General features: G+C 48.9%; 17 protein-coding genes. 7 read left to right on the top strand and 10 right to left on the bottom strand.

All coding sequences use genetic code 11. From position 1 onward, the window contains the following. Positions 1–85: 85 nt before the first annotated feature. From L6468_RS10985 to L6468_RS10965, 5 genes are all read left to right on the top strand, one after another. Positions 86–2,605 (top strand): glycosyl hydrolase family 95 catalytic domain-containing protein, encoded by a 2,520-nt coding sequence (locus L6468_RS10985; protein ID WP_237793267.1) that lies wholly within the window; start codon positions 86–88, stop codon positions 2,603–2,605. 119 nt (positions 2,606–2,724) lie between these two features. Beyond that, positions 2,725–4,893: a bifunctional endo-1,4-beta-xylanase/feruloyl esterase gene (gene xyn10D/fae1, locus L6468_RS10980; RefSeq protein WP_237793266.1), complete on the top strand. Its 2,169-nt coding sequence runs from the start codon at positions 2,725–2,727 to the stop codon at positions 4,891–4,893. 94 nt (positions 4,894–4,987) lie between these two features. Next, positions 4,988–7,321 carry a CotH kinase family protein gene (locus tag L6468_RS10975; protein ID WP_237793265.1) on the top strand — a complete coding sequence of 778 codons (2,334 nt, stop codon included), beginning with the start codon at positions 4,988–4,990 and terminating at the stop codon, positions 7,319–7,321. A gap of 192 nt (positions 7,322–7,513) precedes the next feature. Next, positions 7,514–8,899: a PDC sensor domain-containing protein gene (locus tag L6468_RS10970; protein ID WP_237793264.1), complete on the top strand. Its 1,386-nt coding sequence runs from the start codon at positions 7,514–7,516 to the stop codon at positions 8,897–8,899. Then, positions 8,880–10,805, top strand: coding sequence for a cache domain-containing protein (locus tag L6468_RS10965; RefSeq protein ID WP_237793263.1), 1,926 nt, complete (start codon positions 8,880–8,882; stop codon positions 10,803–10,805). The genes L6468_RS10970 and L6468_RS10965 overlap by 20 nt, the downstream gene beginning before the upstream one ends. A gap of 92 nt (positions 10,806–10,897) precedes the next feature. Here L6468_RS10965 and L6468_RS10960 read toward each other — a convergent pair whose 3' ends face one another. From L6468_RS10960 to L6468_RS10945, 4 genes are all read right to left on the bottom strand, one after another. Further along, positions 10,898–12,712, bottom strand: a complete 1,815-nt coding sequence (locus L6468_RS10960) for a DUF349 domain-containing protein (protein WP_091817112.1) — start codon at positions 12,710–12,712, stop codon at positions 10,898–10,900. Between the two features lie 174 nt (positions 12,713–12,886). Then, entirely contained in the window at positions 12,887–13,813 is a 927-nt protein-coding gene (locus L6468_RS10955; RefSeq protein ID WP_091817115.1) for a magnesium transporter CorA family protein, read from the bottom strand. A gap of 282 nt (positions 13,814–14,095) precedes the next feature. After that, entirely contained in the window at positions 14,096–15,556 is a 1,461-nt protein-coding gene (locus tag L6468_RS10950; protein WP_091817118.1) for an aminoacyl-histidine dipeptidase, read from the bottom strand. 36 nt (positions 15,557–15,592) lie between these two features. Then, the gene (locus L6468_RS10945; protein ID WP_237793262.1) at positions 15,593–16,594 is read right to left on the bottom strand and encodes a lysylphosphatidylglycerol synthase transmembrane domain-containing protein; all 1,002 of its coding nucleotides are present in this window, start codon (positions 16,592–16,594) and stop codon (positions 15,593–15,595) included. A gap of 264 nt (positions 16,595–16,858) precedes the next feature. Here L6468_RS10945 and L6468_RS10940 point away from each other — a divergent pair, with 264 nt between their 5' ends. Together L6468_RS10940 and L6468_RS10935 are read left to right on the top strand one after the other, a co-directional pair. After that, on the top strand, positions 16,859–17,392 hold the full coding sequence (locus L6468_RS10940) for a hypothetical protein (RefSeq protein ID WP_237793261.1): 534 nt from the start codon (positions 16,859–16,861) through the stop codon (positions 17,390–17,392). A 114-nt stretch (positions 17,393–17,506) separates the two neighbouring features. After that, positions 17,507–18,364 (top strand): LytR/AlgR family response regulator transcription factor, encoded by an 858-nt coding sequence (locus tag L6468_RS10935; RefSeq protein ID WP_237793260.1) that lies wholly within the window; start codon positions 17,507–17,509, stop codon positions 18,362–18,364. A 6-nt stretch (positions 18,365–18,370) separates the two neighbouring features. Here the strand turns inward: L6468_RS10935 and L6468_RS10930 are convergent, their stop codons facing one another. The 6 genes from L6468_RS10930 to L6468_RS10905 all read right to left on the bottom strand — a co-directional run bounded on the left by L6468_RS10930 (position 18,371) and on the right by L6468_RS10905 (position 22,581). Next, positions 18,371–18,949 (bottom strand): hypothetical protein, encoded by a 579-nt coding sequence (locus tag L6468_RS10930; protein WP_237793259.1) that lies wholly within the window; start codon positions 18,947–18,949, stop codon positions 18,371–18,373. A gap of 3 nt (positions 18,950–18,952) precedes the next feature. Next, positions 18,953–19,426 (bottom strand): RNA polymerase sigma factor, encoded by a 474-nt coding sequence (locus L6468_RS10925; protein ID WP_091817191.1) that lies wholly within the window; start codon positions 19,424–19,426, stop codon positions 18,953–18,955. Between the two features lie 68 nt (positions 19,427–19,494). After that, a complete protein-coding gene (locus L6468_RS10920) occupies positions 19,495–20,046 on the bottom strand; it encodes a LiaF domain-containing protein (RefSeq protein ID WP_091817130.1) in 552 nt (183 codons plus the stop codon). A gap of 131 nt (positions 20,047–20,177) precedes the next feature. Beyond that, entirely contained in the window at positions 20,178–20,690 is a 513-nt protein-coding gene (locus L6468_RS10915) for an NUDIX hydrolase (RefSeq protein ID WP_091817133.1), read from the bottom strand. A gap of 8 nt (positions 20,691–20,698) precedes the next feature. Continuing rightward, complete coding sequence (locus L6468_RS10910; protein ID WP_237793258.1) at positions 20,699–21,229, bottom strand: hypothetical protein; 531 nt, start codon at positions 21,227–21,229, stop codon at positions 20,699–20,701. A 14-nt stretch (positions 21,230–21,243) separates the two neighbouring features. Continuing rightward, positions 21,244–22,581 (bottom strand): MATE family efflux transporter, encoded by a 1,338-nt coding sequence (locus tag L6468_RS10905; RefSeq protein WP_237793257.1) that lies wholly within the window; start codon positions 22,579–22,581, stop codon positions 21,244–21,246. Positions 22,582–22,934: the final 353 nt, after the last annotated feature.

Here is a 22,934-nt window from a genome sequence, read left to right as displayed (position 1 = left end):
GGCATTTTTTTAGACCATAAATCATCTGTAAACCAATTTTTTTTCCTACCTTTGCACGGCCTAAACTATTTAAATCAATAACAATATGTTACGAAACCGTTTCGCATTTTTATTTCTGTTGGTTGTCGTTTCCTCAACGGCGATAGCCCAGAATCATCGTTTGTGGTATTCAAAGCCTGCCAGCCATTGGTTGGAAGCACTGCCTGTCGGTAACAGTCACATGGGTGCTATGATCTATGGCGGTACTGATACTGAGGAGATCCAGCTCAATGAGGAGACTTTCTGGAGTGGTCAGCCCCACAATAATAACAGCACAGAGTCGCTGGAGGCTTTGTCAGAGGTGCGTAGCCTGATTTTCCAAGGCAAGGAGGGCGAGGCTGCCAAACTGATAGACCAGCATTTTGTCAAGGGGCCTCACGGCATGCGTTTCCTTCCCATGGGCAGCCTGAAGCTCTCGTTAGGCCATAATGACGTGACCAAGTATGAGCGTGCCCTGAACCTGGGTGATGCTACGGCCACTACCTCTTATATATATAATGGTGTGAAATACGAGCGCACGGTGTTCGCCTCTCAGGCCGACAGCGTGATTGTTATCCAGTTGAAAGCCGGAAAGAAGGGTGCGCTGAGCTTTACGATGTCCTATCAGAGTCAGCTGCCTTTCAAGGTGACTTCAGAACATACTTGTCAGAATGCTCTGACTGCAGGTTCTGGGAATCATGGCGGACGCCTCATCGCCACGGTTCAGGGCGTTGAACAAGAGGGCGTTAAGGCTGGTCTGACTGCTGAGTGTCACGCCAGCGTGCGAGTGGAGGGTAAGGATGCCGGTATCTCGTTTGCCGACGGCACGATTATCGTCCAGGATGCTACCGTGGCTACCATCTATATTTCTGCCGCCACCAATTTCGTGAACTATCACGATATCAGCGGCAATGCCACAAAGAAGAACAAAAACCGTCTGAACCAGGCAGAGACGATGCGGTTCCCGCAGTTGCTGGCCCGTCATACCGCCAAATACAAGGAACAATACAATCGCGTATCATTGACGCTGCCTAAATCTGTAAACTCTGGTTTGGAGACCGACAAGCGTGTGGCTGCCTTTGAAAAGGATGCCAGCGACCTGGATATGGTGGCCCTGATGATGCAGTATGGCCGTTATCTGCTGATCTCTTCAAGTCAGCCAGGCGGACAGGCTGCTAACCTGCAGGGCGTGTGGAACGATAACGTGAATGCTCCCTGGGATTCGAAATACACCATTAATATCAATGCTGAGATGAACTACTGGCCTGCTTTGGTGGGCAATCTCGCAGAGACACAGGAACCTTTCTTCTCAATGATTAAGGACCTGAGCGAGACGGGTGCAAAGACTGCCAAGGATATGTATAACTGTAAAGGTTGGGTGGCCCATCACAACACGGACCTTTGGCGTATTGCAGGTCCTGTGGATGGTACACCTTGGGGTATGTTCCCCACTGGAGGCGCTTGGATGACGACCCACATCTGGCAGCATTATCTCTATACGGGCGACAAGGACTTCCTGAAGCAATGGTATCCTGTGCTGAAAGGTGCAGCCGACTTCCTGCTCGACTATATGCAGGTATATCCTGCAGGCGGCGAGGTGAAACAGGCTGCAGGATGGCTGATGACCGTTCCAACGGTATCGCCTGAGCATGGACCTCGTGGTAAGAATACCAATGTGACAGCTGGTTCTACCATGGATAACCAGATTGCCTTTGATGTGCTCTCGCAAACGCTTCAGGCTGCCAAGGTGCTGGGTGAAGATGAAAAATACATCTCAAACCTCAAATTCCAGATGTCCAATCTTCCTCCTATGCAGATAGGACGTTACGGACAGTTGCAGGAGTGGCTGATTGATGCCGACGACCCCAGGGACGAACATCGTCATATCTCACATCTCTATGGCCTGTATCCCTCCAATCAGATATCTCCCTATTCTCATCCCGATCTCTTTACGGCTGCAGCCAATACGCTGAACCAGCGTGGTGATATGGCTACGGGTTGGAGCTTGGGCTGGAAGACGAATTTCTGGGCTCGTATGCTCGATGGCGATCATGCTTTCCGCATCATCAAGAATATGTTGCATCTGTTGCCGGATGACCGTTCTGCGCGCCAGCATCCTAATGGACGTACCTATCCCAACCTTTTTGATGCGCATCCGCCCTTCCAGATTGATGGAAACTTCGGTGTGTCGGCTGGTATCTGTGAGATGTTGCTGCAGAGTCATGACGGTGCCGTTCAGCTGTTGCCTGCTTTGCCCAAAGACTGGAAGACCGGTGAGGTGAAGGGGCTGCGTGCACGTGGCGGATTCGTCGTTGACGAAACCTGGAATGGAGGAGAACTTCGTGATGTCGTGGTTCGCTCAACTATTGGTGGCACATTGCGCTTGCGCTCGTACGTGCCATTGAAAGGTAAAGGACTGAAAGAGGCTCATGGTGAATGCCCCAATAATCTGTTAGCACCTGCGGAAATCCGTACGCCATTGAAGTCAACAGAGCTGAAGGACTTTTCTCTCCTACCTTTGCAGCATGTGTATGAATATGATGTAGAAACGGTTGCTGGTGAGACATATCGCTTCGGAAAACAATAAAATGAGACGAATAGAAAAGAAAGCGACACATCCGACTTAAGGTTGTGTCGCTTTTTTTGTGTACTTTTGCATCGCAAATATCGTTAGTGATAACTTTAAACCATTTCTAAATCAACACAATGAGAAAAACAAGAATTTTTGCTCTTACTGCATTAATTGCAATGAGCACTGCCTCATGGGCACAGTTTCGTCAGGTTGACCCTAGAGAGAATGTAGGCCTGAAGGATGCTTACAAGGATTATTTCACCATCGGTGTAGCGCTGAATCAGCGTAACATTAGTGACGATGCCCAGAAGGCTCTCACTATTAAACAGTTCAATAGCGTTACTGCAGAGAACGACTGGAAACCAGGTGAAATCCATCCTAAGGAGGGCGTCTGGAACTTTGAGCGCGCTGACAAGATAGCCAACTTCTGTCGTCAGAACGGCATCAAGATGCGTGGCCACTGTCTGTGCTGGCACTCACAGTTTGCCGATTGGATGTTTACCGACAAGAATGGTAAGGCTGTTTCAAAAGAGGTCTTTTACGAGCGCCTGCGTGAACATATTCATACTGTAGTGAATCGCTACAAGGATGTGGTGTACGCATGGGACGTAGTGAATGAGGCCATGGCCGACGATAATAATGCTCCTCGTTGGGGCCGTCGTGGTGGTCAGGAGCCTAGTCCTTATCGTCAGAGCCGTCATTTCCAGCTTTGTGGTGACGAGTTTATCGCCAAGGCATTCCAGTTTGCCCGTGAGGCCGACCCCAACGTACTCCTGTTCTACAACGACTACAGTTGTGTAGATGAGGGCAAGCGTGAGCGCATTTATAATATGGTGAAGAAGATGAAGGATGCTGGTGTGCCCATCGATGGTATCGGTATGCAGGGCCACTACAATATCTACTTCCCTGATGAGGCTCAGTTGGAGAAGGCTATCGTACGTTTCAAGGAGATCGTGAAGCACATCCATATCACAGAGCTCGACCTGCGTATGAACAACGAGAGCGGTGGCCAGTTGATGTTCTCTCGTGGAGAGGCTAAGCCTCAGCCTGCTTATATGGCTACATTGCAGACTGACCAGTATGCCCGTCTGTTCAAGGTGTTCCGTAGACACGCTGACGTTATCGATAACGTTACATTCTGGAACTTGGGTGATAAGGACTCTTGGCTTGGTGTGAACAACCACCCACTGCCTTTCGATGAGAACTACCGTCCAAAGGCTTGCTTCCGTGCTATCCGTGATTTCGATGCTTCACTTGATAACCGTGTACCGAAGGAAGATTTCGTGCCCAACTTCTGGAACCAGCCTGGTCAGGAATGGCCTAAGGTGAACAGCGAGGGTTATGCCCGTTTCCGCATTGAGGCTCCCGATGCTAAGTCTGTTATTGTAAGCCTTGGTCTTGGTGGTCGTGGCGGTACTGTACTGAAGAAGGATAAGGATGGTGTTTGGACTGGTACGACTGATGGTCCTATGGATCCTGGTTTCCACTATTATCACCTCACCATCGATGGTGCTACTGTCAATGATCCTGGTACTGGCAACTTCTTCGGTTCTTGCCGTTGGGAGAGTGGTATCGAGATTCCTGCTCCTGATCAGGATTTCTATGCTAACCGCATGGATGTCAAGCACGGTAAGATGGTACAGGTTCTGTTCCCCTCAAAGAGCACAAATCTGGTGAAGGTTGCCAATGTATATCTGCCTCCTACCTATGATGGCAAGAAGCGCTTCCCCGTGCTTTACCTGCAGCATGGCTGGGGTGAGAACGAGACCAGCTGGCCTGTTCAGGGTTGTGCCGGACTTATCATGGATAACCTGATTGCTGAGGGTAAGACAAAGCCATTCATCATCGTGATGACCTATGGTATGACCAATGACATCAAGTTTGGTGGAATGGGCGGCTTCACTGCCAAGGAGTTTGAGACCGTGCTCTGCGATGAGCTCGTACCTTATATCGATGCAAACTTCAAGACTATCGCCAAGAAGGATAGCCGTGCTATGGCTGGCCTGTCAATGGGTGGTATGGAGACAAAGACCATCACACTGCGTCGTCCTGAGATGTTCGCATACTATGGACTGCTGAGCGGTGGTACCTATATGCCTGAGGATATCAAGGATCCTAAGCAGGTGAAGGTTATCTTCGAGAGCTGTGGCAGCAAGGAGAATCCTGATGGTATCAAGGCTAGTGTTGATGCTCTGAAGGCTGCCGGCTTCGATGCTCATGGCTTCGTGTCTGAGGGTACTGCTCATGAGTTCCTGACATGGCGTCGCAGCTTGCGTGAGATGGCTCCACTGCTCTTCAAATAAATAAGGATTGTAACATAATTTAAATATAACGAAACAAAATGCGGCACTCGTTGCCGCATTTTTTTATTATCTTTGCACCCAAAAACCAATAACGATGAAAAAATTTCTACTACTTACAGAATTGACATTTCTTACATTTATGACTGCTGTTACGACAGCCTTGGCCCAGCCCAAGTTCAACCGGCCACATGAACTGATTGACGGTACCAAGAGCATCAGCGTCACGATTAGTGGTGATGCCTCTGCTACTATTCGCTATACCACGGATGGTAGCACGCCAACGAAAAGCAGTCCCCGATACACGGCTCCACTGCAACTCACCAAGACAACAATCCTTCGTGCTGTCGAGGAGATAGGTGACTCACTGTCACCCGTTGCCACAACCAGTTATATCTTTGTTAATTCCGTACTTAGTCAATCCAATACCCCTGCGGGCTATCCCTCTGAGTGGGGAAGCTATACGCAGATCAGCGGTACTGCGAAGGCTGATTATGAGATGGATCCTGAGATGACGGGTAATAGTACCTTGCGGCCTAAGATTATTGAGGGCCTGAAGCAACTGCCCGTTCTGAGCATTGTCTCTGACAAGGACAATTTCTTCAGTCATGAGAATGATGAGGAACGAGGTGGTATCTATATCTTCACAGGTCCTCCGGTAGGTGATGCTACAGGTCATGGCTGGACGCGCCCTGCCAGCGTGGAACTCTTTGGCGGTCCTCAGCAGCATGACCTGAGTACGAGTTGTGGCATCCGTCTGCATGGCGGACATGGCCGCTTGGCAGAGAAAAACCCCAAGCACTCTTTCCGCCTGGTATTCAAGGAGAAATATGGTCCTAAGACGCTGAAGTACCCGCTCTTTGGTGAGGACGAACCTGCGAAGTTCGACCAGCTTGTGCTGCGTTGCCATTTCGGTAATGCCTGGCAACACTGGGGCGAGGATAACCGTCAGCGTGCGCAGTATACACGAGATGTATGGGCACGTCGCATTCAGAGGAAAATGGGACACACCAGTGTGAATGCCCTTTATGTCCATTTGTTTATCAATGGCATGTATTGGGGACTCTACAATATTGCCGAACGTGTGGACGGCCAGTTCGGCAAGGACCATCTTGGTGGCAAGAAGGAGGATATAGATGTCGTCAAGATTGAGGAGGATGGCGGAAATCATATTGAGGCCAGCGAAGGCACACTTGATGCGTGGGAGAAAATGAATGATGTCGTGGCCCGTGCTGCTGATGATACCTATTACCAGAAACTCGATTCCCTGCTTGATATTGGTAACTTCATCGATTATATGCTCATCAATCAGTATGCTGGTAATACAGACTGGAATCATCATAACTGGTATGCTATCCGTCGCCATAACAATGACTCTACGGCAAGCGAGGGATTCAAGTTCCTTTGCTGGGATAGTGAACTGATTCTGATGAATGTCAATGAGAACGTGGCTTCTGGTGCTGTCAGCAGGGACAAGGAAGGTGCTGTTACGGCCATTTACCGCAATCTGTTGCAGAATCCTCAGTTCGCAAAGCGCTATGTACGTCGTGCTAAAGAGGTACTGGCTAATGATGGATTGCTGGGTGAGAAGTCTGTCGTTGATGTATGGGACAGTCTCTATTACACGATTGACAAGGCTCTTTATGATGAGGCTGCCCGTTGGGGCGACTACCGCCGGGATGTCCATCGCTATAGTTCTGCAGGCAAACTGTATACTGTTGACGAGTTCTATATCCCTGAACGCAACCGACTGTTGACGGAGTATTTTCCTAATCGTAGCGCCAGGGTCCTGAATGATATCCTGAGCTATGTGAACATTGACGACTTTGAGGCTCCTGAGGAGTGGATTCCTCTGACGAAGGACATGTTCTGCGAGTGGAATGGCACAGGTGCTGATGCAAGCCAGACAAAGGCCTGGAATGCAGACTGGAACCTGAATAAGTCGTTGAGTGGCGGTAACGTCGTTGTAGGTTCCACTTCTGTGACTTACAATCAGTTTGCCGACCTCAGTCAGTACGACCGTCTGATCGTTCGGGGATCGGGTAGTGGACTGCGTATCATTGCCAACCGCCTTGTGGATCATGGTCCCTATAAGCAGTTCATTACCGATGTGAATGAACGGAGCACCTACTGGGATTCAGAATATGGTGTGATTTCTATTCCATTGGAGCAGATTGCTGCTATGGACGATTCCAACGGTAATAAACGCGTTGATGGTTTTGTACATCTGAATACCATCAAGGTTAATAGTGGTGGCCAGCTCACGGTGAAAGGAATGTATCTGGTTCCGAAGTCTGAAGTCACGACTGTTAATATGGCTAAATATGACCATATCAATGATAATAAGTATTACAACTTGAATGGACAGGTAGTGGAACATCCTGTGAAAGGAATGTATATCAGAAACGGCCGGAAGGTCGTCATTCGATAAAGCATAAAGATTAATCGACGAGGGGTGCAAAGATAACTTTTTTTCAGAAAAGTTTGTGTGTAGAAACAACGCTCTTTTTGAAAAAATGGTTAACTTTGCACTCAGTTTATGAAGAACCTGATCTTAGCGATACGCAAATCCCTTTCAGCAAGATTAAGTCTTTGTGTTGTGGGATTCGTGGCCATATTTTTTATGGCGGCTCTCTTGGTTATGTTCTATTATGCCCGTACAGCCGTGAAGAAAGAGGCTTTGGCAAAGTCTGAGGCTGCCTTGGACGGTATGATACAGCAAATTGATAATCGTTTGCGTACTGTAGAAAAGGCTTCCATAAACATACACTGGAATGTAGAGCATCATGTTAATGAGCCTGCAACCCTGCAATACCTCACCCGTAAGATGTTGGATAGCAATCCCAGTATTGTAGGATGTGCTATTGCGTTAGACCCTTCTTTCTGTGAGGATAAAGACTGCCAGACTTTATTCTGTTCTTATCGTGGCACCGACTCTATCTCTATGTCTGATCATTTTGGAAACCGTCCCTATACAGAACAGGAATGGTATTCCTTGCCATATTCTACCGGTGAGGCCCAGTGGAGCGACCCTACGATAGAAAACCTGCGTGGCGGATATCCGGTTATGGGTTATAGCATCCCCATCAGGCAACATGAGCGTGTTATCGGTGTCTTTGTGTCGGCCATTTCCTTGGAGTGGCTGTCGCATACGATTGAAGCTGCGCGCCCCTTCCCGCGTACATTTTGTTCTTTGATGAATCAGAGTGGTACGTTTATCATCCATCCCGATTCGTCCTATTTGCAGGCGCGTACCATCTATGAACAGCTGGCGGAATACCCTGATCAAAATCTGCAGCAGTTGACTGATGTGATGTTGAAGGGTAATACTGGCCATATGTCCCTGACCTTATATGGCGCTCCCTGCTATGTATTCTATAAGCCCTATAGAAACACGGGGTGGACAGCCAACATCGTCAGTTTGAAGTCGGATGTCTTTGATACATATGACCGTTTGCTGAAACGAATGATGTTTATTATGGTTGGCGGCATGCTGGTCTTGCTGTTGTACTGTTCGCATTACATCCATTTCCAGTTGCGCCCGCTACGAATGCTCGACCTCTCTGCTCAGCGTCTGGCAGCAGGCCATTTTGACAAGCCCATTGCAGACAGCTACCGAAAGGATGAGGTCGGTGCCTTGCAGAAGAGCTTCCGTGCCATGCAGCGTTCATTAGGTCGTTATCTGGCTACCATCGAACAGCGCAAGACTGTTCTTGACCGTCAGAATGATGCTTTGCGTGTGGCCCGTGAGAAAGTACGTGAGGCCGACAGGCTGAAATCTGTTTTCGTACATAATATGACTGGTCAGATGGTGCAACCTGTGACCCGAATCAATACATTGGTAGATACTATCTCCAAGGAACATGACCACTTGACGCATGAGGAAGTGGCTGAGATGGTCAACGAAATGGCTGAACACACACATTCTGTCACTCAGTTGCTTGACAAGACCATTGAAGTTTCCTTGAATAATCAAACTGTGAATCCTGATGACAATACCAATACGTAAAGTACATAATTCCCTGGCTGCGAGATTAGGTATCGGCATTATCCCCTTTGTCGTGGTGGTCTTCGTCGTGTCCCTGGGTCTTCTGTTTAAGTGGTCCAGGGAAATGGTGCGTCAGGAAGCCGTTGAGCGGGCAGATCGCATGCTGGCAAATACTTCTTTGCGTGTTGGCGGCTTCCTGAATGAAGTCCAGACGGTGACCGATAATATGATGTGGCAGATTGACGAGAATCTGACACCTGATTCCTTGTTGGCCTATACGCAGCGTGTTGTGCAGCTGAATCCTGGTGTCAGTAGTTGTTCTATTACAATGGAGCCCGACTTCTTCTCTCAGGATGGTCACTATTTCTCTGCATTCTCCTATCGCAAGGGTGACAGCGTGATTACTGTACGCGAGAAACCTTACGACTATTATAATAAGGTGTGGTATAAGAAGGCCTACGAGGCTGATGAACCCGTATGGACAGATCCTTACGACGATAATGATGGCGGTTCTTCTTCTAAATCTGAGTGGATTTCCTCGTATAGCGTTCCTATTAAGGATAATCAGGGTACTACCATCGGTATCATGGCAACCGACCTTTCGTTGAAGCGCTTGTCGATGGCTATCTCTGAAGAGGTGCCTTACGAGCACTCCTATTGTATGATGCTGGGACAGGAAGGTCATTACTTTGTTCATACAGACACAACGAAACTGGTCCGTAAAACCATCTTCGACGACTTGGACCCACGAGAGCATCCCGATATTATTGCCTTAGGACATGAGATGGTGGCAAGAAACTCGGGCTTCATGGAGGTAAATTTTGACGGCGATGATTGTCTGGTGTTCTATAAGCCCCTGGCACATACCCCTTGGAGCATAGCCCTGATTTGTTCAGAGAGTGATATGTTCTCCCGATACAACAAACTGCTGTACATCCTTGTGCCTTTGCTCGTCATAGGTCTGTTCCTCTTGATGTATTTCCTGCGTGCCATCGTGAATTCGTTTATCAATCCGTTGAATCGCCTGGCATCTCAGACCCATCATATTGCTGATGGTCATTTTGATGTGCCCTTGCCAAACAGCAGACGCGTGGATGTAATCGGACGCCTGCAGAACAGTTTCTCTGCCATGCAGAAGTCGTTGGCAAAGCATATCAGTCATCTGGAGCGGGTGAATGCAGAGACAGAGCACAGGAATACGGAATTGGCAAATGCCAATCAGCAGGCCGAAGAGGCCGCCCAGCGTCAGGTTGCCTTCCTGCAGAATATCCTCCATCAGATACGTACGCCGCTGAATATCATCATGGGATTTGTACAGGTGCTGCGTGATGACTATACCGTGATACCGCGTGAGGAGATGGTGACTATCACGGAGACGATGAAGCACAATGCGACATCTATTTCGCGTATGGTACATATGCTCACTGCTGCGTCTTCACTGGATGTTGGTAAGGTGGTGGATTGCGAGGACCACGTTTCATGTAATGGTATTGTCTGTGAGGCAGTCAATATCTACAATCAGCGTGTGTCAAAGCCTGATGTGAACCTACAGGTAAAGACAGAGGTACCTGACGACTTGTTTGTCAATGTCCATAAGGATTATTTCCTGAAGGCCTTCAACGAACTGCTTTATAATGCCAAGAAGTATAGCGTTGTTCCTGGTCATGAGGACGAGGCATTGATTGTGCTGCGTGTTCAGAAGGTTGACGGATTCGTACATTTCATTGTGGAGGATAATGGCCCTGGTGTTCCTGCTGCTCACCGCAGTCAGATATTCAATCAGTTTATCAAGGCCAATAGCTTCTCAGAAGGTCTTGGATTAGGTCTTTTCGTCTCTAAGCAGTTTACTAAGATGATGGGTGGTGACCTGATGCTCGACGAGAGCTACACTTCCGGTGCCCGTTTTATCATAGCTCTTCCCGTGTAACTTAACTACTGATTATACTATTTTAAATAGAAAAAATCCCAGTCATTGTGAAATGGCTGGGATTCTTATTCTGTGATATGTGGGAAGTCTGCTTATGCGTTGTTCTCGGCATCGATAGCCTTGATCTTCTCCTTGACCAACTGCATATCATCCTTCAACTTCTGAATTTTGCGGTTCATCTCCTCGATGAGGCTGTTACCCTTCTTGCTGCTGGCAGTCAGGAAGCCCAGGTTGTTCTCGTAGGTATGAATCTCCTGCTTCAGGTTGTCATACTGACGCATCAGACGCTGGCGCTCGTTGTCCAGTGCACCCTCGCCACGCTCTGCTACCTGCTTCAGGTTGTCCTTGAACTTGTTGAGGCGCTTCTTGGCTACGCTGACATTCAATTCCTTATAGAGCTTGTCGAGTACAGCATGGTACTCTTCATAAATCTTGTCTTTCTCCTTGAAGGGCACGTGACCGATGGCGTTGTATTCCTCAACCAGTTTCTGTACCTTCTCCTGCAGTCCTTCGCCGGCTTCCTCGGCAACAGCCTTCAGACGTTCAATGACGTCGCGCTTCTTCTCCAGGTTCTCGTGCTCCTCATTGCGCTGACCGGCACCTGCGGCATTACGGGCCTCGAAGAATTTGTTGCAAGCGCCAAGGAACTCCTCCCACAGCTGGTCACCCAGTTTCTTGGGCACCACACCGATGGTCTTCCATTCCTTCTGGAGGGCAATAAGCTTATCGCTGGTAGAACGCCATTCTGTGCTGTCCTGCAAAGCCTTGGCTTTCTCAATCAGTGCACGTTTCTTGTCGGCATTCTCCTTGAAACTGTCTTTCAGTGTCTTGAAGTATTCAGCCTTGCGGGCAAAGAAGTCATCACATGCAGCACGGAAACGCTCAAAGATCTTCACGTTCATCTTCTGTGGTGCAAAGCCGATGGTCTTCCATTCAGCCTGAATAGCAATAATCTCCTGCGTATGACGTTCCCAGTCGCCGCTACCCTTGTTCTCTTCACCATTGATTGCCTCCACCTTCTCGCAGAGAGCAGTCTTCTTGACCAGATTATCCTCTTCGCGAGCGCGCAGATCCTCAAAGTGCTGCTGGTGACGCTTGTTGATAACGGTGCTGGCTGCCTTGAAACGCTGCCAAATCTCTTCGCGCAGTTCCTTGCTGACAGGACCAATCTCGCGATACTCCTGATGGAGCTGCTGCAACTGGTGGAAAGCGCTGATCACGTCAGTTTCGTCAGCCAGTTTCTCTGCAGCCTCGCACAGACGTGTCTTAGCCTCCAGGTTCTTCTTGAAGTCCAGCTCACGAGCCTCGCTGTTCAGTTTCAGCAGGTCGTAGAACTGCTCCACGTAGAGCTGGTAGTTACGCCACAACTCGTTGGCACTCTCAGCTGGTACAGCCTTAATCTCGCGCCACTCCTGCTGCAGGGCCTTAAACTCCTGGTAGGTCTTGCTGGCCTCCTCAGGAGAAGTGACCATAGCCTTAATCTTTTCAATGATGGCCTGCTTCTTCTTCAGGTTCTCCTCCTTCTCAGCCTCCTGCTCGCGGAAGATCTGCTGACGACGCTCTTTGATAACGCCCATCTCAGCCTTGAATACTTCTTCGTCTTCATCGGGGGTGATTTGGTAGGCTTCAGGATCGCCTCCACCGTCAATATACTCCTTCAACTGTGCTTCGCGCTCTGCAATGTGCAGTTTGTAGAATGCCGTCTTCAGGTATTCTACCTCTTCTTTCTGCGGAGCTTCTTCGCCGTGAGCAATCTCCTTTACACGATCAAGAACTTCTTTCTTGGTGGTGTAAACTTTTCGTTCTTCAGCAGGTGAAGCGTTGTTTTCGGTTGTTTCTACTGCGGTCTCTTCGACCTTAACTTCTTGATTCCCCTTTTCGAGGATGTTTTCTTGAGAGTCCATCATTTAACTTTTTTAGTTACTGATTCGGTTGGTTCACACAAAATTAGGCTTCAAAGGTACCAAAAAAATGTAAAAGTTAATAGTGAAAAGTGAAAAATTTGCTGCCGCTATACAAAAATTAACGATTTTTACTTCGTTGCGGTAGCAAATTTTTCACTTTTCACTACTATCTTTAGTTTAAATTAGTCGCTTGTGACGGAAGAACCACCATGCGGCACCTGATACACCAACGGAGATGACGAGGGCGATAATGAATCCCATCGGACTGTTCTCCATGCCGTTAATCAGGTTCATGCCAAATAATGAGGCTATCAGGGTGGGGAACATCATGATAATGGTCACACTGGTCAGCGTACGCATCACCGTGTTCATATTGTTGTTGATGATGCTTGAGTAGGTGTCCATCGTTGACTCCAGGATGTCCGAATAGATATTCGTTGTTTCGCGAGCCTGCGTCATCTCAATGTTGACGTCCTCAATCAGGTCGGCGTCGATTTCGTCAATCTGCAGTTTGAACTTCAACTTCGACAGCAGCGTCTCGTTACCACGGATAGAAGTCTGGAAATACGTGAGCGAGTCCTGCAGGCGGCTCAGGCCTATCAGACTCTCGTTGTTCACGTTCTGGTCCAGGTTGCGCTTGGCCTTGTCTATCAGCGAGTTGATTTGCTTCAGACGCTTCAGGTACCATACGGCACTGCTATAGAACAGACGGAAAATCATATCCACATAGTCCGTAAAGCCTACGCCGCGTTTCTGCTGATAGCTTACGAAGTCTATCATCATGTTCGTCTCGTAGTAGCACACCGTGATGGTGACGTCGCGCTTGTGGATGATACCAAGAGGCACGGTGGTGTAGGGCGTCCTTGAACGCACCTCCTTTACATAGGGAATACGCAGAATGATAAGCATCCATCCGTCATCATATTCATAACGGGCGCGCTCATCGGTATCGCTGATGTCGCTGATAAAATAGTCGGGTATGCCGAATTTCTCTTCCAGCTCGCGCTGATCTTCTTCGGTGGGACACGTCACTTGTATCCAACAATTGGGCTGCCACTCCTGGAGCTGGCTCAGCCCACCTTGGGTGTTCCAGTAAGTCTTCATTGTGCTAATCCTTTTTTAATTGACAATTGATAATTGACAATTCACAATTTTAGCGGCAAAGGGATTAGCTGCCTTGCTCGCTATCCCCTGGCCTAACGTTTGTTACTATCCGCCGGGTAATCGTCCATAATTTTGTTTGTATTTTTGTTTAACGGGTGCAAAGTTACGAAAAAAAAGGCAAAAGTGAAAAGTGAAAAGAGAAAAAAATGCTGCCGCCATAATCTTTTTTGTTGTTTATCGATTAAGCGGCAGCATATTTCCTATTATTTACTGTTCGTTTTTTTACTTAGAAGGTACATCCTCCAAGGTCTTCTTCAGCAGTGTCCAGAAAGGTTCTACTGTCTTGATGAGTGCACGCTCTGTGGTGGTGTGAGGTGATTTCATTGTAGGACCGAGGCTGACAACATCGAGCCAGGGATACTTACCCAGAATCACAGAGCACTCCAGTCCGGCATGATCTACCTGGATGATACCGTCCTCGCCAAACAGCTCCTTGTATTCCTTCAGCAGCAGGTGCAGAATCTCCGAGTCGGGATTGGGATCCCAGCCGCCATAGCTTCCTGCTGTCTCCACTTTCATGCCTGCCATAGAGAAACAGCTCTCCAGGGTCTTCACGATATAGTCCTTCATATCCTCGCGACTAGAGCGGGCCAGGATCTTGATACCGGCCTTGCCACCTTCGATGTCGATGATAGCCAGGTTGCTTGAGGTCTCCACCACGTTGGGGTAGGCGGGGATATAACGGATCACGCCGTCGTGACAGGCGTAGATGGCGTCAACCAGGTTATCCTGAATCTCTACAGGAATCTCTGTCTTGGGTGTCTCCACCTCTTCCACGATAACCTCGATACCCTGAGGTTCAATGAGCTTGAACTCATCATTGAACGTCTCTTTCCAGTCCTCAGCCAGTTCCTTCATCGCAGCCACATTCTCCTTGGGCAGGGTGAGGATTGTCTCAGCCTTGAAGGGGATAGCGTTACGCATGTTGCCACCGTGCCATACTGCCAGACGGGCATCCAGTTCCTCAATGGCTTCGCGCACCATCTGTGCCATCAGCTTGTTGGCATTGCCGCGACCCTCGTGAATCTCCAGTCCGGAGTGTCCACCGCGCAGGTTCTTTACAGTCAGGCGTACGGCTGCATCGTCAGCGTCAGTCTCCACCTCTTTATAGTCCAGTGTAGCGGTAACATCGATACCACCGGCACTTCCGATGACGAACTTACCCCAGTGCTCTGAGTCCAGGTTCATCAGGATATCGCCCTGCAACTCACCCTCAGGCAGTTCGTTGGCACCGTACATACCTGTCTCCTCATCGCGCGTGATGAGTGCGTCGATAGGACCATGCTTCAATGTCTTGTCCTCCATAACAGCCATGATGGCGGCAACACCCAGACCATTGTCGGCCCCCAGTGTCGTACCAGTAGCCTTCACCCATTCGCCGTCAATCCAAGGCTGGATGGGGTCTGTCTCAAAGTTGTGTGTTGACTCAGGTGTCTTCTGAGGCACCATGTCCATATGCGCCTGCAGGATCACACCTTTCTTGTTCTCGTAGCCAGGTGTGGCAGGCTTACGGAAATGGATATTTCCGGCAGGGTCCTTCACTGCATAGATGCCGCATTCCTTGCCGAAGTCGAGCAAGAACTGCTGTATTTTTTCCAGATGTCCTGATGGACGTGGAATCTGTGTCAACTTGTAGAAATTTCTCCAGATGCATTCTGGTTTCAGATTTTGGATGTCACTCATAGTTGTTCGGGTTATTATTATTAATATGTTATTTTGTTACTCTGTCTTTAGAACAACGTTCTTCTGTCTTTTCGTAAACGAAAGACTTGCCCACGCATACATACCCAGCAGGATAACGAGCATCGTCTGTACGGTGTGTACGATGAGTACGAAGATCAGCGCCTGATGATCGGCCACACCATAGAGAATCAGCATGGTCTTGATGGCGAAATGCCAGGGACCGGCACCATTTGGCGTAGGCACGATAACGGCGAAGTTGGCCACCACAAACGATATCAGCGCACAGCCAAGTCCTAAGTCAGCTGTGAAGTCAAAGCAGAAGAATGTGAGGTAGTAATGCAGGAAATACATCACCCATATACCAATAGAGAAAAACAGGTATAATGGCAGGTTCTTTACATCCTTTAGCGAGAGCACACCCTCACAGATGCCGTGAAGCGTCATCTTTACCTTATTATATATAGACAGGTGTCTCAATAGCAGATGGAGCAACAGCATCACGGCTGCTGCACAGATAGCTGTTACCACCCAACCCGTCAGCGAGAACCTGCTCAGGATATTCTCGAACGAGGTACCTGTCTTCTCGAAGAACGTGCCGAAGGTACTCATGCCAAACAGCAGGATGATGCCAGAATAGAGCATCACTATCAGCGTGTCCACGGCTCTTTCCGTTACCACCGTTCCCAGTGCCTTCGGGAAAGATGTTCCCTCCCATTTGTTCAGCACGCCGCAACGTGTGAACTCACCTACGCGAGGGATAATCAGCGAAACGGCATAGCTTAGGAAAATGGCGTTGACAGCTACCGACGAACGCGTCTTCTCGCCCAGGGGCTCCAGCGTCTGTTGCCAGCGCCAGCCACGAAATACCTGAGCCAGAATACCGAAGGGAAATGACAGGAGCATCCATGTCCAGTTCATCTCATGCAGCATTACATCCATGATGCGCTGCCAGTCTTCGCCACGATACATCCAATAGAGTATCGCACCGCCTAAGATAAACGGCAAGATGACTTTGGCTATGGTCTGCATTATTTTCATTGCATCCGCAAAGGTACGAATAAATGAGCGAAATGCAAAAGGAAAACTTGTTTTTCTTTTCATTTCCGAATGAAAGTACCTTCGACCGGTAGGTCAGAGGTACGAATAAGTGAGTAAAATACAAAACAAATTTGCCTATTTTAGAGCAAAATTAGTCGATTTTAGAAAAAAAGTTGAATTTTTTCTTGCATTTATTAATTTTTCTCCATATATTTGCAAAAGAAACCTAAGTAATAGAATTAACTAACTTAATTAATTAACATTATGAAAAAGCATTTTTATTTGATGAGCCTCATGGTGGGCTTGCTGGTTTGTTCTTTCGGATTCGTGGCTTGTGGCGATGATAAAGAGGACGAAGGTAAGGGTAAGGACCCTGGTAGTACTATTGTTATCAATGACTCGACTACTGTCAGTGTCAGTCAGGACAAGCTGAAGGGTCTTTGGTATGCCGTTGACGAAAACAGCGACAATAAGATTAATGTCTTCATGGTCAATTTCATGTCCGGAGGTCAAGGCTACTATGCAGAATTAAAGGCAAAGGCTAAGTATAACTGGGAACCCGAAGTAGAGAGAGCTCAGATTACTTGGGAGTTGGACAAGAATACGGTGAAATTCTATCTGATTATTGATCAGGATAGATTTGAGAGAAAGGCTGATATCCTGAAACTGACTGACAATGAGGTAACCATTAAGCGCTACCTGGATGAAGGCACTGACCAGATTACCATGAAGCGTGCCCAGAACGAACAGGAAGTTGTCATGTACTTTTCACAGTTGGTAGCTGAAAAGACGAAGTAATAGCAATTCTTTGATTACATAAAAATACTCTCGTGCGAGAAATCGTGCGAGAGTATTTTTTTTGTGTGTAAAATGATTGTTGTATGATATTTTTTTTGTACTTTTGCCTTTCGTATGAAACAAGAACGGAAAGAAACCTTAACCACCAGGGTTATCAGTACCACGTTTGTGATACTGACCTTAGCTATATTCAAACCCTTTGGACTCGATGGACAGTGGCAGGCCTATACCCATCTGCTGGCGCTGTGGTGCGTAGGCGTCTGTGTCTGTATGCTGACCGACATCATCCTGAAGTATATCGTCAAGATGCCTCGTTCGCTGAAACGGGGCGTCAGCTATATCATCCGTCGCAACCTGTGGTTCCAGCTTATCAATACGGTGCTCGTCACCATCGCCATCTGCCTGTATCGTCATTTCGTGATGAGCAGTCATATAGAGGGTAACCGTCTGAGCATGGGTAATTTCTTTGAGACCCTGCTCATCATGGCCTTCTGTTCCTTTACCATCGGCTTGTACTGGCGCTTCAAGTACCGCAGTCGCTATCTGGCTGCAGAACTGGAAGAGACGCGTCAGCTCAACGAGCAGCTGTCAAGGGTGGAACGTGAGGAGACGGTTGTGGAGCGTGGTGACATCACCCTGACAGGTAATACCAATGAGTCCGTGACCCTGCAGGTTGCCAACCTGCTGTATATCGAGACCGTGGGTAATTACGTGAAGGTGTACCATCTTTGTGATGGTGTGGTGAAGAATGACTTGCTGCGTGCCACCTCCAAACAGATGGAGGACGAGTTGCAGGCCTGTCCCATGATTGTGCGTTGTCATCGTGCCTTCCTCGTCAACCTCTGTCAAGTAGAGCAGATCATAGCAAAAACGGGTAGTATGCAACTGCTTATCAAGCATAGTCACGAATACATACCCGTTTCACGCAGTAATATGGCCCAGATCAAGGAAGCCATAAAAAGCGTCCAGTAAAAATATTTATTTCTCTTCTATCTGCTTCAGGATATCCTTGGCAGCATTCACAGCCTTGCAGTGGTAGTAGTAGCCAATGGCTCCGCCTATGCCTCCACCGATGAGGATGGGCAGTGTGAACCATAGCGGGTTCATGCCCTCCGGACATCTCTTCCATGCAAACTCATAGCAGGCCCAGGTTATCCAGGGAATCAGCAGCGCTGGTGTGACGTAGTGCAGCCAGTTGTCGTACTGCTTCTTGAATTTTGCCATCACGCGAGCCACCGTAGCCAGGTCTGTTGTCATCAGGTTCAACTTATCCACAGGACGGTGGATATATTCCGTTGCTGCCAGACAGAAGATAAGCATCAGTGCCGTGACTGCCGTGAAGGTCCAGCTCCATGTCTCCGTGAGGGAGTTGAGCGGGAAGCAGATGAAGGCGATAACAACGCAGACATAACACACATTCTTCGTGCTGTTGATGTCCTTCTTCTTGGCCTTCATGATTTCGCGAATCAGGCGGTCGCTGACAATCTCCTGCTTGTCCAGCTGTTCCTTGAGTGCCGCCATTTGCTGGCGCATTTCGTTGAAATACTGTTCTTCCATATATTACATCTTTTTTAGTTGTTCCTTGATTCTGAAGAGCTTCACAGCCACGTTCTGCGCACTGATGCCCACCACGGCACCAATCTCATCGTAGCTCATACCGTCGAGCCATAGCATCACCAGGGCCCTGTCCACATAGGCCAGCTGGCTGATGCGCTGATGCAGTATGCGCGCCTGCTTGGCATTGGCGTCATTGTCTTCAAAGAAGTTGACGTCCATGTTCAGAGGCACCTTCTTCACCTCGCGCTTCTTCTTGCGCTCCTGTGTCAGACAGGTGTTCAGGGCCACACGGTATATCCATGTGTCTATCTTGCTCTCCTCACGAAAGCCACCCATGCCCTTCCACATGTTGATAAGTGTCTCCTGGAAGAGGTCCTGAACCTCATCCTCATCTTTCGAGAACATGTAGCACACGGTGTAGATGGTGCTCTTATGCTCCCTCACCAATCGGGCGAAAATCTCTTCTTCTTGTTTCATCATTAAATCCGATTTTATACTTTAGACGTAGGAACAACTAATTTATTACAGAAAAACAGAATTTTTTTTCAATTTTTTATATCCACTCCTCCCAGGAAATTGTCGGCAATGATATGCAGACAGGGAGCCTTGGGGTCCACGATGCGTGCGGCGTGATTGCCTACGGCACCAATAAATGAACGGCTCTTCACCACCACGTTCACCGTTTTTGGCACAAATAGTTCGATGCCGCCGCAGAAAGTGCAGATCTCTATCTCCTCATCTTCCGTGATGGTGGCCTCACGCAGGTCCATGCGGATGCCGCCACAGAAAGCATCCAGACGGGCACCGTGGAAACTCTCGCCATGATAGATATACTCATCGCCTCCATAGTGCACGCTGCAATTGATGCGCTTGCCGTCTTCGTTGATAGGCAGGGGGCGGCGCAACCACTGGTCGGGATCCTTGCGGAAACTGTTTACTATGGTACCCGCACCCACGTATAGCAGCAGGACCGGGGCTACGTAGACGGTCCAGGGCTGACTCCACAGCCAGTCATTGTCTACGATGTTCCACATGTTGGCCAGCTTCCATCCGCCGGCCACAATCAGCAATAATCCAATAATCGTTCTCAGTTTCATAACTTCATGCGTTTAATAATTTGACGGTGCAAAATTAAAAAAGGTTGCAGACTCCTCCAAATTTCTGGGATAATCTGCAACCTTTTGTGATGAATGGTATGAATCTGGGCCTAATGGCACATGTTTTGGGCTTAATGGCAGGCCATATCCGGGAAACAGCGTCTGAACTCGCTCTCGAAATTCGGGGTCAGAATCTCCTTTCCCATCGCCTCTTTTATCTCCTGCATGGTCCAGAAGCGTCCGCCGTCCAGTTCCTCTGCAGAGGGACGCACAGGTCCGTCGTAGGTGGTGCGGTTTACGTAGACCAGTTCCCGTTCGCGCTTACTGTCGAACACATATTTGTCTACAAACTCAGGCACGAAATCCGTGATGCCCAGTTCCTCGCTCACCTCGCGGCGCAGGGCCTGCTCCGGTGTCTCGCCGTAGTCCATGTGTCCGCCTACGGCCGTATCCCATTTCCCTGGCTGTATGTCTTTCCATTCAGGGCGCTTCTGCAGGTAGATGTCGCCAGCAGAGTTAAACACATGCAGGTGCACTACGGGGTGCAACAGTCGTGATCCGTTATGACACTCGCCTCGCGTGGCCGAGCCAATCACGCGTCCTTCCTCGTCGACCAGCGGGAATTTCTCTTCCAGATTATCCATGATATGTCTTAATTCATTTTTGTCATGTGATAGCCCATCCGTTTCAGTTGGATGGCAGCACCCATCAGGTACAGTTGGTGCAGACAGCTCACGAAACCGTTGAAAGCCGCCTTTGTGCCTGGCTCCAGATGCTGGTGCACCAGGGCGTTATGGACGCGTGAGGCACACTCGCCCACCAGGTTCTCCAGCTGCTTGTAGTCATCGCCCTTCAGCAGCAGTATCTCCTCGCGGATGTATTCGTCCATCGCGTCATAGCCACGCTTGTCGCGCATATAGGCATAGAGGTCCTCTATGTTTCCGTAGATCTCCCATTCCGTGTCCCACATCTTGGCCACGGCCAGACCGATATACATCATCCAGCCCAGTGAGGCCGAGGGGAAATCCTGGAACTCACGGATGCCGTCGGGCAGATAAGCCTTGGCTATCGTCTCCCATTTCTCCTCTACATCAGGACATTCCGGCTGTCTGTCGTCCACCTCGTCCAGGCTCAGCAGATACTGATGCAGGTCGTTGTTCAGTTGTTGCTCAAATTGCTCCATATCTTTATTGTTTTTTACTTCACAAATCCTTTGTCGCGCCATTTTCCTGAGCGCCAGCGGCGCATCAGGATGATGCCGCGTATATTCTCGTCGAGGGCAAAGCCTATCCACATACCCACCAGTCCGTAGCCCAGGGGGATGCCGATGACATAACTCAGCCCCACGGCGATGCTCCACTGGAAGATGATGCCTATCACCACGGGATAGATGGCATCACCCGTAGCGCGCAGGGTGCCCACGGCAAAGATGTTTGACGTGCGTCCTATCTCCAGGAAGAAATCCACCACAAACACCCATACGCCCATGGCGATAATCTCCTCGTTGTCCGTAAAGGCGCTGAGCACGCCGCGTCCCGACAGTGCCAGCAGGGCCGAGCCTGTCAGCGTGATAATCATGGACCAGCGGAAGAAATAGTTGCCCAGCACGTAGGCCGCCTGATGCCGCTGTTGGCCCACGAGGTGTCCCACCAGTATGCCGCCGCCCTGTGTGATGCTGATGCAAAACAGGAATACGAAGGTAATCATGTTGAAGCAGTAGGTGCGGGCAGCCAGTGCCTCATTGCTGATCTGATTAATAAAATAGGTGATCACCACCTGCGACAGACTATAGGAGATGTTCTCGCTCATGGCTGGCACACCAATCCTCAGCAGGTTTCCCAGTTCCTGCCAGGGCATCGGACGGAAATAGCTCAGGGGGAAACGTGGTATGTGTACCTTGAAATGGATGGCGGCAAGCAGCACCATAGCCACGGCCCTGCTCGCGGCAGTAGCAATGGCGGCACCCTCTACACCCAGTTGCGGACAGCCCAGGCGTCCGAATATCAGGGCATAGTTGCCAATGATGTTCAGCACGTTCACGATACCCGTCACCACCATCGGATACACCACCTTGTCGGCACTGCGTAGCGAGGCCGAGAAGGTGAGCGACAGGGCCTGGAAGAACGACAGCGCACCTGTTATCTTCAGATACACCACGCCATCGCCCATCAGTTCTGGTCTTAGTCCCATCAGTTGTAGCAGGGCCTCCGCTTTGAAGTAGAGTAGGGCGCTCACGCCCATTCCCAGCATCAGGTTCACCACCAGCGCCATGCCCACCACCTGCACCAGTCGCTTCCTCAGTCCGGCACCGATATACTGTGCACAGAGGATGGCGGCACCCATCGAGAAGAACTGATACACTAGGAATACCAGTGATATCAACTGGTTGTCCAGTCCCACCGCGGCCACGCTGTTGTCGCTATAGCGACTCAGCATCACGGTGTCCACGGCACCCAGCAGCATCACCAGTGCCATCTCGATAAACACTGGTATGGTGAGCACTTTCAGTTGTCTTTTCAGGGATTGTTCAGCCATGCCTTTTATTTTGAGCTGCAAAGGTACGATTAAGTGAGTAAAAAAGCAAATTTATTTGTGTTTTTTCGAACGTGAGTACCTTAGAGCGACAGCTCAAAGGTACGAATAAGCAGGCGAAATGCACGTAATCAGGTTGCTTTGTAAGATATTTTTTTTATTTCCCAAATACCCCTTAAAATATGAGTTAACTCATATCATCGATTGAGTTAACTCAAATCATGTATCGAGTTAACTCAAACGATTAATTAAGTTAACGAGCCATTTTTAATGCCCGTTTTTTGTTTACTTTTTTGTCTTACTTGAATTATTCATGGATATTTTTGTCTGCGATGCTACACGAATGACCATAACGT

Source organism: Prevotella communis (genome assembly GCF_022024115.1).
GTDB lineage: Bacteria > Bacteroidota > Bacteroidia > Bacteroidales > Bacteroidaceae > Prevotella > Prevotella communis.
Note: the sequence above shows the minus strand (reverse complement) of the source record. Positions and strands in the feature narration are given on the sequence as shown.